Raw genomic sequence first — 14,872 nt, forward strand, 5'->3', positions numbered from 1 at the left:
CGGATGCTACGAGACGACGACGTTGACCAGCTTGGGCGCGCGCACGATGACCTTGCGCACCTCGGCACCGTCGATCGCGCGGACGACGTCGGGGTCGGTCATCGCCGCGGCCTCCAGGTCGGCCTCGGAGATGTCGGGGGCAACCTCCAGCCGCGCCCGTACCTTGCCGCGCACCTGCACCACGCACGTCACGGTGTCCTCGACCAGCAGGGACTCCTCGACGGTCGGCCAGGAGGTGCGGGCCACCGTGGGCTGGTGGCCCAGCCGCTCCCACATCTCCTCGGCGACGTACGGCGCCACCAGCGACAGCAGGATCGTCACGGCCTCCACGGCCTCGCGCACCGCCGGGTCGGATCCACCGACGCCGGTGTCGATGGCCTTGCGGGTGGCGTTGACCAGCTCCATCACGCGCGCGACCAGCACGTTGAACTTGAAGCCGTCGACCAGCCCCTCCGCGTCGTGGACCGTGCGCGCGGTGATGCGCCGCAGCGCGACGTCACCCGCGGAGGCGTCGGCACCGGGCGCGGACGTCACGTCCCCGCTCAGCCGCCACGCGCGCTGCAGGAACCGCAGCGACCCGGACGGCGACATCTCCGCCCAGTCGATGTCGTCCTCGGGCGGGCCGGCGAAGACCAGCGTCAGGCGCACCGCATCGACCCCGAAAGCCGATAGTTGCTCCCCCAATCTGACGCCGTTGCCCTTGGACTTCGACATCTTGGCGCCCTGGTTGATGACCGTGCCCTGGTTCAGCTGGGCCGAGAACGGCTCGCGGAAGCCCACCAGGCCCATGTCGTTCAGGACCATGGTGAAGAAGCGGGCGTACAGCAGGTGCAGCACCGCGTGCTCCACGCCGCCGATGTACACGTCGCACGGACCCCACGCGTTGACCAGGTCGGTGTCGAACGCCTGGGTGTCGTCCTGCGGCGAGCAGTAGCGCAGGAAGTACCACGACGAGTCCACGAACGTGTCCATGGTGTCGCTGTCCCGCTTGGCCGGGCCGCCGCACGTCGGGCACTCGACGTTGACCCAGTCCTCGGCCGCCGCCAGCGGCGAGACGCCGCGCGGGGTCAGGTCGGCGCCGCGCAGCTCGGGCAGCACGACGGGCAGCTGGTCGTCGGCGACCGGTACCTCGCCGTCGACCGGGCAGTGGATGATCGGGATCGGCGCGCCCCAGTACCGCTGCCGCGACAGCAGCCAGTCGCGCAGCCGGAAGTTCACCGCGCCCTTGCCGTAGCCCTTCGACTCCAGCCAGTCGATGATCGCGCGCTTGGCCTCGGGGATGCCCAGGCCGTTCAGCGAGATCTCGTCGTTGGCGGAGTTGATGGCCGCGCCCTGCCCGACGTACGCCTCGTCGTCCGGGAAGCCCTCGGGCACCTGCACCGTGCGGATGATCGGCAGGTCGAACCTCTTCGCGAAGTCCCAGTCGCGCTGGTCCTGCCCGGGCACGGCCATGATCGCGCCGGTGCCGTAGTCGGCCAGCACGTAGTCCGCGGCCCAGATCGGGATCCGCTGACCGTTGACCGGGTTGACGGCGTACCGCCCCAGGAACACACCGGTCTTCGGCCGCTCGGTCGACAGCCGCTCGATGTCGGAGGCCTTGCGGACCTCCTCCAGGTACTCCTCGTACGCCGGCCGCTGGTCGTCGGTGACCAGGTCGCGGGCCAGCTTGGCGTCGGCCGCCACGACCATGAACGTCGCGCCGAACAGCGTGTCGGGGCGCGTCGTGTAGACCGTCATGGTCTCGACACCGGCTCGTTCCTCGCCGGGCTCGACCACCGAAGACCCCACGACGTCGAAGGTGACGTGGGCGCCCTCGGAGCGGCCGATCCAGTTGCGCTGCGCGGTGATGACCCGGTCCGGCCAGGTCTTCTCCAGCTCGTCCAGGTTGTCCAGCAGCTCCTGGGCGTAGTCGGTGATCTTGAAGTACCACTGGGTCAGCTCGCGCTTGGTGACCTCGGCGCCGCAGCGCTCGCAGTGCCCGTCGATGACCTGCTCGTTGGCCAGCACGGTCTGGTCGACCGGGCACCAGTTGACCGGGCTCTCCTTGCGGTAGGCCAGGCCCCGCTCGTAGAAGCGCAGGAACAGCCACTGCGTCCAGCGGTAGTACTCCGGGTCGGAGGTGTTCAGGGTGCGGCTCCAGTCGAAGCTGGTGCCGAACTTCTTGCACGACTCGGTCGAGATCGCGATGTTCTCGTAGGTGAACGTCGCCGGGTGCTCGTTGTCGCGGATCGCGGCGTTCTCGGCGTTCAGGCCGAAGGAGTCGAACCCCATCGGGTTCAGCACCTCGTAGCCCTTCAGCCACCAGTACCGCGCGACCACGTCGTGCAGCGCGAAGACCTCGGCGTGGCCCATGTGCAGGTCGCCGCTGGGGTAGGGGAACATCGTCAGCGCGTAGCGCTTCTCGCGCGGGGAGTCGTCGTCCGCGCGGAACGGGTCCAGGTCCTTCCAGACCCGCAGCCACTTCTCCTCGACGGCCGTGACGTCGTACGTCGCGGCCTCCTGCGCGTCAGCGGCCTCGCTCATGGGGGTCACTCTCTCAACGTCCTGGGTGATCTCGTTCATCGGTCGGCTCCTTCGCCTGGGTCTGGACATGAAAAAACCCCTCACAGAGAGGGGTGGCCGCGCGATCAGGGAGCGATCAGCGCGGCTGTCCAAGAAGGAGCGAACGACTCGTCATGGCGCCAGGGTACCGCGATCGCCGGCCGCACCGCGAAGCACTTGCGTCACGGCTCGACCGCGACCAGCCGCGGCAGCAGCCAGCGCACGCGCGCGGCCAGCTCGACGGGCGCGTCCTCGTGGCCCGCCAGGTGGTGCAGGAGGGCCTTCTCGAACAGGCCGTCGAACAAGGCGTACGTCGCCCGCTCGTCGAGCAGCGTCGTGCCGCCGCTCAGCGCGGCATAGCGCGTCACGACCCGCCAGGTCAGCCCCTGGATCGTCTCGTCGATCTCGAGCACGTCGGCACGGAAGGCGTCCTCGAACATGCTCTGGGTGCGCAGGTCGTACCACAGCCGGTGCAGCGGCGCCTCGGTGAGGATCGACTCGCCGAGACGTTGGGCGAACCGCTCGAGCAGCTCGGGGGCGTTGCGGGAGATCAGCACGATCTCGTCGAACCGGTTGATGCACTGGGTCTTGTAGAGCCGGACGCAGTGGGTGATCAGCGCGACCTTGTCGGCGAAGTAGTAGTGCACCACCCCGTGGGTGAACTCGGAGTTCTGCGCGATGTCGCGCAGCGACGTGCGGGCATAGCCGAGCTCGCCGAGGGTCGCCAGTGCGGACTGGGCGAGCTGGGTGCGACGCTCCTCGAAGCGCTTCTCACTACTGGTGCGTGACCGCAGGGGGATGCTGGTCATGTCGCCCAAGGTAAGGGTGACCTTCCTCACCCGGATCCTACTTTCGGACATACTTCCTAGGCATTCCGGCCCGGCCCGCCCTCGATAGCCTCCCGGCATGACGATCTCCGACCTGTTCCGGCTCGACGGCAAGGTCGCGGTGGTGACCGGCGCCTCCAGCGGCCTCGGCGTGGCGTTCGCCCAGGCCCTGGCCGAAGCGGGCGCGGACGTCGCCCTCGGTGCGCGCCGGGCCGAGCGGCTCGAGGACACCGCGGGGCTGGTGCGGGCGGCCGGACAGCGGGCGCACGTCGTGGCGACCGACGTCTCGGACCCGGCGTCCTGCACGGCGCTGGTCGAGTCCACCGTCGCCGAGCTCGGCCGCGTCGACATCCTCGTCAACAACGCCGGGCTCGGCACGGCCGTGCCCGCCACCCGCGAGACGCCGGAGCAGTTTCGCCGGGTCATCGACGTGAACCTGAACGGCGCCTACTGGATGGCCCAGGCCTGCGGTCGCGTGATGGAGCCCGGGTCCTCGATCGTGAACATCTCCTCGGTCCTCGGCATCACGACCGGCGGGCTCCCGCAGGCGGCGTACTCCGCCTCCAAGGCCGGCCTCATCGGCCTGACCCGCGACCTGGCCCAGCAGTGGACCGGCCGCAAGGGCATCCGGGTCAACGCCCTCGCCCCGGGCTTCTTCGCCAGCGAGATGACCGACGAGTACCCCGACGGCTACCTGGACCTGGCGATGATGCGCGTCCCCGCCGGCCGGATGGGCGAGGGTCAGGAGCTCGCCGCCACGCTGATCTGGCTCGTCTCCCCCGCCGGCGCGTACGTCGTCGGCCAGACCATCGCCGTCGACGGCGGGCTCACGATCACCTGACGACCGCTGGCGCGGAAGAGAGTCGGCGTCCTCGAAGTTGGGACCGGCATGACGACGATCGGCTTCATCGGCAGCGGCATGATCGGATCGACGGTGGCACGGTTGGCGGTGGACGCCGGCCACGACGTCGTGCTCAGCAACAGCCGCGGGCCGGAGACGCTCGCCGACCTCGTGGCCGGGCTGGGCCCGAACGCCCGCGCCGGCACCGTCGACGAGGCCGCGACGGCGGGCGACCTGGTGGTCGTGACGATCCCTCAGAAGGCGTACCGCGACGTGCCGGCGCGCCTGCTCGCCGGGAAGACCGTGCTCGACACCATCAACTACTACCCGCAGCGCGACGGCCACGTCGCCGAGCTCGAGGACGGCTCGACCACGAGCAGCGAGCTGCTCCAGGCGCACCTGCCGGACGCGCACGTGGTCAAGGTCTTCAACAACGTCAACTTCCGGCAGCTCGCCGAGCTCGGGCGCCCCGCCGGCGACCCCGACCGATCGGCGCTGGCCATCGCCGGCGACGACGCCGGCGCCAAGGCGGCGGTGGCCGCGTTCCTCGACTCGGTCGGGTACGACGCCCACGACGCGGGCCCGCTCGCCGAGGGCTGGCGCTACCAGCCGGGCATGCCGGCGTACGGCACGCCGTACGCACCGGACGGCTTCACCGAACCCGGCGCGACGGTCCCTGCGCAGACGCTGGCGGCGGCGCTCGCGGACGCCCGTCGCTAGTCGTTGTAGGCGCGGACCTTGTAGGGGATCTCGTCGAAGCCGTCGTCCACGCCCGCGTGCCAGCTCGTGTACTGCCCCTGCGCCCCCAGCATCCCGCCGGTGCTGAGCTGCACCAGACCGCGCTGGTCGACGCAGATCACCGACTCCTGGGTGGACGTCATCAGCGACGCCAGCGCGTCGACGTCCAGCTCCGCGGCGTCCAGCCCGTCGACCAGGCAGTCCAGCGGACCCACCGGTGAGTCGATCGTGGCCAGCACCGGCGGGTCGCCGGTCGGGGAGGCGAGGCCGGCTCGCTGCGTGCCGAGGGCCATCAGCCACGTGAACGTCATCGAGTCGAGGTCGTTGTTGAACAGGTGGGGTGAGCCCTCGGGGACCTCCGCGTCCTTGCCGACCCGGACGCACTGCTCCTCGTCGTGCAGGCACAGCACGTACGGCGTCTTGAACGGCGAGCCCACGGTGTCGAAGTGCCACTCCCCGAAGCCCATGCCCACGCGGACGTGGCGGGGCGTGACCGACATCGTGGCGCCGTAGCCACCGAGGACGCCCGTCCACGATGTCTCGTTGAACGCGCTCACCCGGTCCTCGAGCGCCTGCACCTCGGCGTCGGTGGCCGTGTGCGCATCGCGGAACTCCTCCTCCCAGACGGCCCACAGCACGTCCTCGAAGTCCCCTGTGGGGTCGACGGGGGCCTCGGTCACCTCGGGGGCCGCCACCAGCTCGGTGACGTCCCCGTCGACGTCGGGCCGCCACGCGTCGTACAGCGGCACCGGCCAGCTGGTGCTGGTGCCGACCAGCACCAGGCCGCGCTGGTCGACGCACCAGCCCACGAACGTGTCGCCGTCGGCGTGCCGCTCCATGGGGCGGCCCACCAGCCCGTCGAGGTCGCGCTGCGTCTGGGCGACCACCAGGCAGTCCACCGGGCCGGCCGGACTGTCCACCGTGCTGATGGCCGACATGCCCTCGTCGAGCGGTTCCTCGATCTCCTCCAGCAGACCCAGCTGCACGGGGAAGACGAAGTCCGCCCCTCGGACGGACTCCACGAGTCCTTCTGCCTTGGTGTCGTTGTCGTCGGACGGGTCGAGCTCGGAGCACCCGTCCTCGAGGCAGGCCGTCATCTCCGAGAGGCGCAGGTCCTCGGCGGGGGTGAAGTGCAGGTCCAGGTGGTCGGACCTCAACCGCACGTGCTCGGGCGTGTAGGAGATCTCGGCGTCCGTGGTCGACTCGTGAGCCGTCCACGACGAGGCGTTCAGGGCGGTCACCCGCGCAGCGATCTCGGCGACGGCAGCCTCGTCGGCCGGTCGCATCTCGCCGTACACCGGCGCCCATCCGTCCCAGTCGGCGTCCTCGAACGCCAGGGCCGACTCAGGCGCGACGGTCGCGTCCGGCACCAGGTCGTCGAGCGGCACCTGGTCGGACTTGTCACCGCACGCGGTGAGCAGGAACAGCGCAGCGACGAGGCCCCCGAGAGTCTTCATGCGGCGGATCGTCGCAAGTGACCCGGTGATCCGTCCCCCGAACGACCCGAACCGACGCCGAGCCGTTGTGCAACCGTTGCCGGACCCGTCGCTAGCCTTCCCGGCGTGGACCGCTGGACCTACCGCCCCGAGCTGGACGGGCTCAGGTCGGTGGCGGTGTACCTCGTGCTGCTGTTCCACTGCGGGCTGGCGGCGTTCACCGGCGGGTTCGTCGGGGTCGACCTGTTCTTCGTGCTCTCGGGGTTCCTCGTCTCGCACGTGATCTGGGCGCAGGTCGACAAGGAGGGCTCGTTCCGGCTCGGGTGGTTCTACGCCCGGCGCGTCCGCCGCCTGCTGCCGGCCGCCGTCGTGGTGATCGTGGTGACGGCCGCCGTCCAGCTGCTCGTGGCGTCGCAGCCGCAGCGGGTCGCCATGGTGCGCGACGGCCAGGCGGCGCTGGTGTACCTGTCGAACTGGCAGTTCATCGCCGACGCGCGCGACTACTTCGCCGCCGACTCGGTGAACGCCAGCCCGTTCCTGCACTTCTGGTCGCTGTCGATCGAGGAGCAGTTCTACGTCGTCCTGCCGCTCCTGCTGCTGGTCCTGCTGCGGCTGCGCCGGCACGCCGTCGTGGTCCTGCTGCTGCTGACCGGCGTGGTCGCCGGCTCGGTCGCGCTCCAGGTCTGGCACGCGTCGAGCGACCCGACGTACGCCTACTACGCCACCGAGACGCGGGTCTACCAGCTGGCTGCCGGCGTGCTGCTCGCCCTGCTCTCGCGGCTGTTCGTCTTCCGCCCCTGGGCGGGCCACCCGATGGCGTTCGTCGGTGTCGCCGGGGTGGTCGTGGTCGGCTCGGGCCTGGTCCACGTCACGCCGTCCACGCGCGGACTGCTCGCGGTGGCGGTGTCGGTCCTGGCGATCGGCGGCCTGTACGCCGCCCCGTCCGGGCCAGTGGCCCGCGTGCTGGCGCTGCCCGCGCTGAGGTACCTCGGCCAGATCTCCTACGGCACGTACCTGTGGCACTGGCCGGTGATCCTGGTGACCCGGCAGGTCTTCGACGTCGGGCCGGTCCTGGTGGCCGCGATCGTGGCTCCGGTCGCGACCGGGCTGGCCGCGCTGTCCTACGAGGTGCTGGAGCGTCCGATCCGGCGGGCCGAGCCGCTCGACCGGTTCCGCTGGCCGGTCGTCGGGGCCGGCCTCACGGCGAGCGTCCTGGCCGCGCTGCTGGTGCTGCCGCCCGTGCTGCACTCGACGACGCGTCCCGCGATCGCGAACCCCTCAGCCGGCGACCTGTCCGCGATCGCCGCGGACGCCGACTGGGTCGACGACCCGATCCCCGCGGACCTCGACCTGTCCGCCGCGCTGGACGACGTCCCCGACGCCGGCTCGCCGTGCACGCCCGACGACCTCGACGTGTGCGTGCGGGTGACCGGCGACGGGCCTCGGGTCCTGCTGGTCGGCGACAGCCAGTCGGCGATGTTCGTGACGGCGTTCGAGTCGCTGGCCCGCGAGCACGACTTCACGCTCGTCACCAACGTCCTGCGCGGCTGCAGCTGGGAGTCCGGGCTCTCGCCGCGCTGCACCGCCGAGCAGGACGAGTTCTACCAGGACGTGCTGCCCGCCCTGGACGTCGACGTCGTGGTGGCGGTCAGCCTGAGCCGGGCCGAGCCGATGTGGCAGGACACCTACGCCTCGCCCGACCGGCCCCCCGGCGAGACCTTGGCCCAGCTGCACCTGCGCACCGCGAGCGCGACCGTCGACCTGGTCCACCAGGCCGGCGCGAAGATCATCATCGTCAAGGCGCTGCTCGGCACCAACGGCTACGACAAGGAGGGCCCGGACCCGCTCGACTGCCTGGCCCGGGCGTCGCAGCTCGGCGACTGCGCGCTGGTGCCACCGCTGGAGAAGCCGTTCACCGACGGCATCTTCGACACCCTCGCCGCCCAGTCGCCGGACGGCACGGCCACCGTCGACCTCGACCCGGTGTTCTGCCCGGACTTCCCGATCTGCCGGCCGGTCATCGACGACACGGTCGTCTGGAAGGACCCCGACCACGTCACCGGGACGTTCCTGGACGACCAGCGCGAGAAGATCTGGGCACGGCTGACCGCGACGGGCTTCCTGTCCTAGGCGTGAGTGAGGGGTCGGTTCCCGCGGGCCGGCGGTGCGTGAGTGTCGGTTCTGCGAGGAGGACCGACACTCACGCACCGCTCCTTGGCGGTCGACCACGGGCCGAGGATGCTGGGCCCATGAGCGGATCGGGCACGAAGGACGACCCCTGGCGGCTGACCACGGCGCCGGGCTCGAGCAGCTACACGATGTACCGCGACGAGGCGGCCGACCCGCCCACGCTGGTCTGCCAGGTCGGCTCGACCACGCTGAAGTACCACCTCAGCGCGGTCGACGACCTGCACGCCTGGCTGCGCGACCAGGGCGACTGGGTGCCGCTCGGTGCGGCCGACGAGCAGAAGGACGCGGCCGCCGGCACGGTCGAGGCGTGGGGCCGCGACGAGGGCAACCCGGTCGGCGGGTGGTACGGGTTGCGCAAGGGCTACCGGGGCCGGTTCGGCATGTACCTGCCGCCACTGCTCGAAGAGCTCGGCCTGGCCGAGCTGACCCACGACAAGCGCAACAACCAGGTCCGCGCCGTCTGAGAGGGCACGACCCTCGAAATGATCCGAGCCCCCGGCAGACGGTGTCTGCCGGGGGTCTCGTGCGCTGGCCGCCGTCGATCGCGGCCAGGGTCCTGGGGCCGGGCGCACGGAGCGCCCTGCACTGGGTCTGATGCCTGGGACGGGGGGTTGGTTCACCCGGTTCGAAGTTTTTTTCGGCGAACTTTCCGAGGGCTCGCCCCCTGGATGGAGTACATCCGTCAGGGATGGTCGGCCTCCAGGGCCTTTGGTCCCTCGCCCGGCAACCTTCCGCCCCTCGTCGCAAGCAGACCGAGGCACACAGTCGCATCCAGCTGACCGCCATCAGCGTCGCCAGCGTGGTCGACCAGTCCTGAGCCGGCTCAGCGGGCCAGGTCCTCCTGGACCAGCAGCGGGGTCACCCCGCCCAGGCGGCGGTGGAAGCGGACGTGGTCGGCGTAGGCGTCGAGCACCTGCCACAGGGCCTTGTGCGCCTCCCAGGGCAGGGGCTCGTCACGGGTGCGCCAGCGGGGGCCGAAGCCGATCCACACCGGCGTCCAGGCGGCGGCGCAGTCCCAGCGGCCGCGTTGCGCCTCGACCAGGCGGCGGCGCACCTGGAACTCGGTGCGTGCGCCGTCGAGGCAGTTGGGCGCGGTGCGGATCGGCCACACCCGCAGGTCGAGCACCATCAGCTCGAGCTCGAGGTCGGCCAGGGCACACGGCTCGACCAGGACGGTCGCGACGTTCTCGTGCGGGGCACGCCTCATGCGCAGGACGGTAACCCCGGGTGCCGACTCCCGTCACGACCCGGTCCAGACGTGGCGAGTCGCCACGAGTCGTGCCCGGCCACCCCGGCGAGGGGGTCGGCCCACGGCCCGGACGTCGGCCCCCGTCCGCCGACGTCCCAGCCGCGAGCCGACCCCCACGGTGGCCCGGTGCGATCGGTCAGGTCACCCAGACCGCCTCGTAGTCACCGGGCCACCAGCCCTGGATCTCCACCGCGCCCTGGCCCTGACGCCACTCCTGCATCGGGCTGGCCACGGTGGCCAGGTCGTGCCGCGGGCCCCAGTCGTCCGCGTGCCAGAACCGGCACGAGACCCGCACGTTCGTCGCGTCGACGGGCAGGTAGACCCAGCCCGGGATCCCGCACCCCACCTGGACGCGCTTGCGCAGGTCCGCCTCCGTCGCGGTGTCGTAGGTGACCGTGCACTGCACGACGTACGAGCCACTGTTGCGGAAGCTGACGCTGATCGTCGGCACGTGACCGACCCACCCGGGCAGGGCGGTCCGTCCGTCGAAGGACAGGAACTCGAAGGCGTAGGCCACCGTGCCCGGCCCCGCGTGGTCGGGCTCGGACGGGTAGAGGAACGCCTCCACGTTGCTCGAGGGGCGCGCGCTGGTGGCCCGGTAGCTCGCGTCACCGGCGAGGTACGGGTCGATGTCGCCCACCAGCGCCGCGACGCCGTCGTCCGGGCCTTCCACGGAGAACGTCTGGTGCGGCTTGTGCGCGGCCAGGTTGACGACCCCGACGGCCTGGTACGTCGCGGTGACCACGCCGAAGCCCTGGACGATGCCCTCGGGGGTCGCGTAGCCACGCGCGTCGGCGTACCGCTCCAGCAGGTCGAGGTGCCGGCCGGCCGCGCACACCGGGTCGACGACGGCCCGGCGGCTGTACTGGGTGCCGGCCGAGACGATCGTGTGCGACTCCGGGAACGTCCACCGCTCCCGGCGGAACCCGCCCCCGGACTCCGAGACGCTCACCACGCTGGCACTCTGGTGCCGCCAGGTCCGCGGCCGGACGTCCTCCGCGACCTCGACGTCGAGCGGGATCGCGCCGTACTTGTGCAGCTCGAACGCACCCGTCACCGGGTCGAGGACGCCGACCATGCCGGGCTCCACGGTGGGGTCCAGCGTCCAGTTGCCCCAGGCCGCCGGGCCCAGGTCGGCGCGCAGGCCGGTGGTCATCAGCATGTTGTACGACGCCGAGTCCGCCACGAGGTCGTCGCGGACCCGGAGGGACCTGTCGATCATCGCCGTCTCCATCGGTGCATCGAGTAGTGCGGTCCCGCGAGGGCAGCGCCGCAGCTCCCTCCCCAGGCGACCGAGCCGCTAGGTGCGTCCACACCTCGTCAACTCATCGTCAACGGGTTGACAACATGATGCCACGCAGGTCAAACCTTGCGCATGACATCGAACAAGAAGTCCCTGTCCCGTCGAGTCGGCGCTGCGGTCCTGCTCGCCACCATGATCGCGACCGGCGGAGCGCTCTCCGCCGGGATCACCACCGCTCAGGCGGCCGACGGGCCGCCCCGCTGCTGCCACTGACCCCATCAGGGCAGAACCGTGGACCTGACTACGAGACCCGGGCGTTCGCGCGCAGCGGGTTGTAGGTCGCGCCGGCGGCATCGCTCGCCCGGCGCAGGGCCTCGATCGCCTCCTCCTGCCGACCGAGGTCGATGTAGGCCTCGCCGAGCTCGCGCCACACGTTCCCGGACTGACGCGTCGCGCCGAGGTCTGCGAGCGCGTCCGCGGCCTGCCGGTACAGCGCGACGGCCAGGTCCTGGTCGTGCTCGGCCATCGCGACGCGCCCGAGCATCAGCAGGACGCGGCCGGTCTGCAGCCGGTCGCCGTTCGCGAGGTCGCGCAGCGCCTGACGGCCGGCCTCACCCGCGGCGGCGACGTCGCCGGCCGCGAGGTAGGCGCGCGCCTGCTCGGTCCGCGCGTAGCCGAGGTCGAGCCGGGTGCCGACGTCGCTCAGCTCCTCGATCGCCCGCTCCACCTGGGCCAGGGCGTCGGCCGGGTCGGGCTCCGGACCGCGCAGCTGCACGTGGGCGGACACGGTGCGCAGCACCGCGCGGCGCCGCAGGTCGTCGATCTCGGCGTACAGGGCACCCGCGCGGTCGGCGTGCCGACGCGCTCCGACGGAGTCGTGCCGCGCCTGGCTGATCACCGCGGCGTTCCACGCCGCTGCGGCGCGAGCCCGCGGCGCTCCGTCCCGGGTGGCCCGGTCGAGCGCGCGCTGGATGAGCATCTGGGCGCGGGTGAGGTCGCCGCGCTCGAGGTAGCAGCCGGCGAGGGTCGAGACCAGCTCGACCTGGTCGCTGACGTCGGCGGGTGGGTCGCTGGACTCCATGGCGGCGACGGCGGCCTCGCCCACGTCGACCGCGCGACCGAGGTCGCCGCACTCGGCGTAGGCCATGGTCAGCTTGCCCGCGACGAGCTCACGCGGGATGGCGGGACTCAGCTGCGGCTGCTCGAGCAGCTGCTCGTAGACGAGGATCGCCTGCTCGAGCTGACCGGTGGCCGCCTGGGCACGGGCCAGGCCGAAGGTGGCCTCGTCGAGGTACCGGTGGAGCGGCAGCTCGCGGGCCCGCTCGGCGATCGCGGCGTACTCGGTCAGGGCGAGGTCCCACTCGCCGTTGCGCAACGACATCTCGGCGAAGGCCAGCCGCAGCTGCATGTCCTCGTTCGCGTCCGCCGGCACGCCGGACTCCAGCTGCTCGACCTCGACCTCGAGGGCGCCGGCGATCTGCTGGAGGAGGGACGCGCTCACAGGACGCCGTCCGGCCTCGATGTGGGAGAGGTAGCTCTTGGACACCCCGACGGCCGCGGCCAGCTCGGTCTGGCCGATGCCGCGGGCGGTCCTCAAGGCGCGGACGCGCTCTCCGACTCCGTTGCTCAACGAACGCCCTCCTGATGTCCCGAAGAGTGTGGCAGTCACCACAACCGATGTGGCGCTGGACGCACGAAACCGGAGAATAACGTCCGATCACTGGGGTTTCGGTGCCTTCTGACCATCGGATTGGTCGAGATTTCGTAGTTTCAGCGCGTGAGCATGGCACCGGACTAGACATCTGCGTGTCAACGGGGCGACACGGACCGCCCGCTCAGAGGCCGCGCGCGGGGCGCGGGACGGGCCGACATCGGGCCCCGAGATGGACAACACCTCGTCACCGCAGTGACAGCGGGTGACGAGGTGCTCGAGTGGAGCTGAGGGGACTCGAACCCCTGACCCCCTGCATGCCCATCCAGCAGAGCCGCTACCAGCGGCGCCGGTGCCATGCCCGACAAGAACAACACCTCGTCACGCAGTGACGAGGTGCTCGAGTGGAGCTGAGGGGACTCGAACCCCTGACCCCCTGCATGCCATGCAGGTGCGCTACCAGCTGCGCCACAGCCCCGAGGTCGCCTTGCGGGCAACTCGCGGAATCTTAGCCAACGGCCTCCCCGGCCGGGAAATCGCCACCCGACGCCCGGTCGGGGTGCAGCCCGACGGCGGCGGTCTCGTTGTAGGAGACCAGTCGCAGGTCGCCCTTCTCGGGGTGCTCGCCGAGCACGGCCCACGCGCAGTTCTCCATGCCCCGCACGGTTGCCGAGACCTCGCGCGGCCAGCCGAGGAGCGCCGACAGCCCGACCTTGAGGCACGCGCCGTGCATCACCACGAGGGCGGTCTGCTCGGCGTCGAGGCCGGCCAGGATCTCCTGGAGCGCGGGCAGCACGCGCGCACGTACCTGGCTGCTGGACTCCTCCCCCTCCACCAGCAGCGACTCGTCGTTGACGAGCCAGGCCGCGTGCTCGGCGGGGTACTTCTCGGCGAACTCCGCCGTGGTGAGCCCGGACCGTACGCCGACGTCGTACTCGCGCAGCCGCGCGTCGTACCGGACCGGCACACCCGCGACCGCGGCGACGATCTCGGCGGTCTCCCGCGCGCGGGAGAGGTCGCTGGACCAGATGACGGCGGGCTTCATGTCGGCGAGGTACGGCGCGGCGGCACGCGCCTGGGCGCGGCCGGTGTCGTCCAGCGAGATGTCGGCGTGGCCCTGGGCCTTCCAGAGGGCGTTCCAGGCGGTCTGGCCGTGCCGGACCAGGACCAGTCTCCGGGTCACCGGCTGTGCGAGACCACGTCGGCCGGCAGCGGGATCGACGGGCAGTCGCGCCACAGCCGCTCGAGGGCGTAGAACTGCCGCTCCTCCTCGTGCTGGATGTGCACCACGACCTCGCCGTAGTCGATGAGCACCCAGCGGCCGTCCCGCTCGCCCTCGCGGCGCAGCGGCTTGGCACCGACCTCGCGCAGCTTCTCCTCGACCTCGTCGACGATGGCCTTGACCTGCCGGTCGTTGGAGCCGCTGGCGATGAGGAACGCATCGGTGATGGCGAGCTGGTCGCTGACGTCGAAGGCGACGATCTGGCTGGCGAGCTTGTCGGAGGCCGCGCGGGCGGCGGTCACGACGAGCTCGACGGCCCGGTCGGTGGCGGTCACTGCGGATCAACCTTTGCTGAGTAGAGGTCGTGCTTGGCGATGTACTGGACGACGCCGTCCGGCACGAGGTACCAGACCGGCTCGCCCCGGCGCTTGCGCTCACGGCAGTCGGTGGAGCTGATGGCGAGCGCGGGGATCTCGACCATCGTCACACGGTCCGAGGGAATCGCACTCAACGTCGCCGGGTCCATCGAGTATCCGGGGCGGGTACAACCCACGAAGTTCGCCAGGTCGAACAGCTCCTCGGCGTCGCGCCAGGTGAAGATGTCGGCCAACGCGTCGGCGCCGGTGATGAAGTACAGCTCGACGGCGGGCATCTGCGCGTGCAGGTCGCGGAGGGTGTCGATCGTGTACGTCGGCCCGTCGCGGTCGATGTCGACCCGCGAGACCCAGAACCGCGGGTTCGCGGCGGTGGCGATGACCGTCATGAGGTAGCGGTCCTCGGCCTCCGACACCTGCCTCTCGGACTTCTGCCAGGGGGCACCGGTCGGCACGAAGACGACCTCGTCGAGGTCGAACCAGGCCTGCACCTCGGAGGCGGCGACGAGGTGACCGTGGTGGATGGGGTCGAACGTGCCTCCCATCACCCCGACCCGGCC

The 14,872-nt window shown here is 71.2% G+C and carries 14 protein-coding genes and 1 tRNA gene; 5 read left to right on the forward strand and 10 right to left on the reverse strand.

Annotation, left to right across the window (positions count from 1 at the left end; translation table 11 throughout):
- Positions 1 to 6: 6 nt before the first annotated feature.
- Together leuS and ISU07_RS00525 are read right to left on the reverse strand one after the other, a co-directional pair.
- Entirely contained in the window at positions 7 to 2,523 is a 2,517-nt protein-coding gene (gene leuS, locus ISU07_RS00520) for a leucine--tRNA ligase (protein ID WP_194704802.1), read from the reverse strand.
- A 200-nt stretch (positions 2,524 to 2,723) separates the two neighbouring features.
- Positions 2,724 to 3,350, reverse strand: a complete 627-nt coding sequence (locus ISU07_RS00525; RefSeq protein ID WP_194704803.1) for a TetR/AcrR family transcriptional regulator — start codon at positions 3,348 to 3,350, stop codon at positions 2,724 to 2,726.
- A 97-nt stretch (positions 3,351 to 3,447) separates the two neighbouring features.
- Here ISU07_RS00525 and ISU07_RS00530 point away from each other — a divergent pair, with 97 nt between their 5' ends.
- Together ISU07_RS00530 and ISU07_RS00535 are read left to right on the forward strand one after the other, a co-directional pair.
- A complete protein-coding gene (locus ISU07_RS00530) occupies positions 3,448 to 4,209 on the forward strand; it encodes an SDR family NAD(P)-dependent oxidoreductase (protein ID WP_194704804.1) in 762 nt (253 codons plus the stop codon).
- Positions 4,210 to 4,257: 48 nt separating this feature from the next.
- A complete protein-coding gene (locus ISU07_RS00535) occupies positions 4,258 to 4,929 on the forward strand; it encodes an NADPH-dependent F420 reductase (RefSeq protein WP_194704805.1) in 672 nt (223 codons plus the stop codon).
- Here the strand turns inward: ISU07_RS00535 and ISU07_RS00540 are convergent.
- On the reverse strand, positions 4,926 to 6,404 hold the full coding sequence (locus ISU07_RS00540; RefSeq protein ID WP_194704806.1) for a hypothetical protein: 1,479 nt from the start codon (positions 6,402 to 6,404) through the stop codon (positions 4,926 to 4,928). The genes ISU07_RS00535 and ISU07_RS00540 overlap by 4 nt on opposite strands.
- A gap of 105 nt (positions 6,405 to 6,509) precedes the next feature.
- Between ISU07_RS00540 and ISU07_RS00545 the strand changes: the two genes are divergently transcribed.
- Positions 6,510 to 8,513 (forward strand): acyltransferase family protein, encoded by a 2,004-nt coding sequence (locus ISU07_RS00545; RefSeq protein ID WP_194704807.1) that lies wholly within the window; start codon positions 6,510 to 6,512, stop codon positions 8,511 to 8,513.
- A gap of 119 nt (positions 8,514 to 8,632) precedes the next feature.
- Entirely contained in the window at positions 8,633 to 9,037 is a 405-nt protein-coding gene (locus tag ISU07_RS00550; protein ID WP_194704808.1) for a DUF6855 family protein, read from the forward strand.
- A gap of 359 nt (positions 9,038 to 9,396) precedes the next feature.
- Here ISU07_RS00550 and ISU07_RS00555 read toward each other — a convergent pair whose 3' ends face one another.
- The gene (locus ISU07_RS00555) at positions 9,397 to 9,780 is read right to left on the reverse strand and encodes a hypothetical protein (RefSeq protein WP_194704809.1); all 384 of its coding nucleotides are present in this window, start codon (positions 9,778 to 9,780) and stop codon (positions 9,397 to 9,399) included.
- 178 nt (positions 9,781 to 9,958) lie between these two features.
- Positions 9,959 to 11,044: a hypothetical protein gene (locus ISU07_RS00560; RefSeq protein WP_194704810.1), complete on the reverse strand. Its 1,086-nt coding sequence runs from the start codon at positions 11,042 to 11,044 to the stop codon at positions 9,959 to 9,961.
- A gap of 153 nt (positions 11,045 to 11,197) precedes the next feature.
- Between ISU07_RS00560 and ISU07_RS00565 the strand changes: the two genes are divergently transcribed.
- Positions 11,198 to 11,338 carry a hypothetical protein gene (locus ISU07_RS00565; RefSeq protein ID WP_194704811.1) on the forward strand — a complete coding sequence of 47 codons (141 nt, stop codon included), beginning with the start codon at positions 11,198 to 11,200 and terminating at the stop codon, positions 11,336 to 11,338.
- A 28-nt stretch (positions 11,339 to 11,366) separates the two neighbouring features.
- Here the strand turns inward: ISU07_RS00565 and ISU07_RS00570 are convergent, their stop codons facing one another.
- The 5 genes from ISU07_RS00570 to nadD all read right to left on the reverse strand — a co-directional run bounded on the left by ISU07_RS00570 (position 11,367) and on the right by nadD (position 14,857).
- Positions 11,367 to 12,695 (reverse strand): helix-turn-helix domain-containing protein, encoded by a 1,329-nt coding sequence (locus ISU07_RS00570; protein ID WP_194704812.1) that lies wholly within the window; start codon positions 12,693 to 12,695, stop codon positions 11,367 to 11,369.
- A 426-nt stretch (positions 12,696 to 13,121) separates the two neighbouring features.
- Positions 13,122 to 13,194: transfer RNA gene (locus tag ISU07_RS00575), tRNA-Ala, on the reverse strand.
- 30 nt (positions 13,195 to 13,224) lie between these two features.
- On the reverse strand, positions 13,225 to 13,899 hold the full coding sequence (locus ISU07_RS00580) for a histidine phosphatase family protein (protein ID WP_194704813.1): 675 nt from the start codon (positions 13,897 to 13,899) through the stop codon (positions 13,225 to 13,227).
- On the reverse strand, positions 13,896 to 14,273 hold the full coding sequence (gene rsfS / locus ISU07_RS00585; protein WP_194704814.1) for a ribosome silencing factor: 378 nt from the start codon (positions 14,271 to 14,273) through the stop codon (positions 13,896 to 13,898). The genes ISU07_RS00580 and rsfS overlap by 4 nt, the downstream gene beginning before the upstream one ends.
- Positions 14,270 to 14,857 carry a nicotinate-nucleotide adenylyltransferase gene (nadD, locus tag ISU07_RS00590; RefSeq protein ID WP_194704815.1) on the reverse strand — a complete coding sequence of 196 codons (588 nt, stop codon included), beginning with the start codon at positions 14,855 to 14,857 and terminating at the stop codon, positions 14,270 to 14,272. The genes rsfS and nadD overlap by 4 nt, the downstream gene beginning before the upstream one ends.
- Positions 14,858 to 14,872 lie beyond the last annotated feature (15 nt).

The sequence above is a fragment of the Nocardioides islandensis genome (assembly GCF_015352455.1).
In the GTDB taxonomy this organism is placed as follows: Bacteria; Actinomycetota; Actinomycetes; order Propionibacteriales; family Nocardioidaceae; genus Nocardioides; species Nocardioides islandensis.

Coding starts and splice junctions, on each gene's coding strand:
- ISU07_RS00550 (WP_194704808.1), top strand. CDS start 8,633: ATGAGCGGATCGGGCACGAAGGACGACCCCTGGCGGCTGACCACGGCG.
- nadD (WP_194704815.1), bottom strand. CDS start 14,857: ATGGGAGGCACGTTCGACCCCATCCACCACGGTCACCTCGTCGCCGCC.
- ISU07_RS00525 (WP_194704803.1), bottom strand. CDS start 3,350: ATGACCAGCATCCCCCTGCGGTCACGCACCAGTAGTGAGAAGCGCTTC.
- ISU07_RS00530 (WP_194704804.1), top strand. CDS start 3,448: ATGACGATCTCCGACCTGTTCCGGCTCGACGGCAAGGTCGCGGTGGTG.
- ISU07_RS00560 (WP_194704810.1), bottom strand. CDS start 11,044: ATGATCGACAGGTCCCTCCGGGTCCGCGACGACCTCGTGGCGGACTCG.
- leuS (WP_194704802.1), bottom strand. CDS start 2,523: ATGAGCGAGGCCGCTGACGCGCAGGAGGCCGCGACGTACGACGTCACG.
- ISU07_RS00540 (WP_194704806.1), bottom strand. CDS start 6,404: ATGAAGACTCTCGGGGGCCTCGTCGCTGCGCTGTTCCTGCTCACCGCG.
- ISU07_RS00535 (WP_194704805.1), top strand. CDS start 4,258: ATGACGACGATCGGCTTCATCGGCAGCGGCATGATCGGATCGACGGTG.
- ISU07_RS00555 (WP_194704809.1), bottom strand. CDS start 9,780: ATGAGGCGTGCCCCGCACGAGAACGTCGCGACCGTCCTGGTCGAGCCG.
- ISU07_RS00565 (WP_194704811.1), top strand. CDS start 11,198: ATGACATCGAACAAGAAGTCCCTGTCCCGTCGAGTCGGCGCTGCGGTC.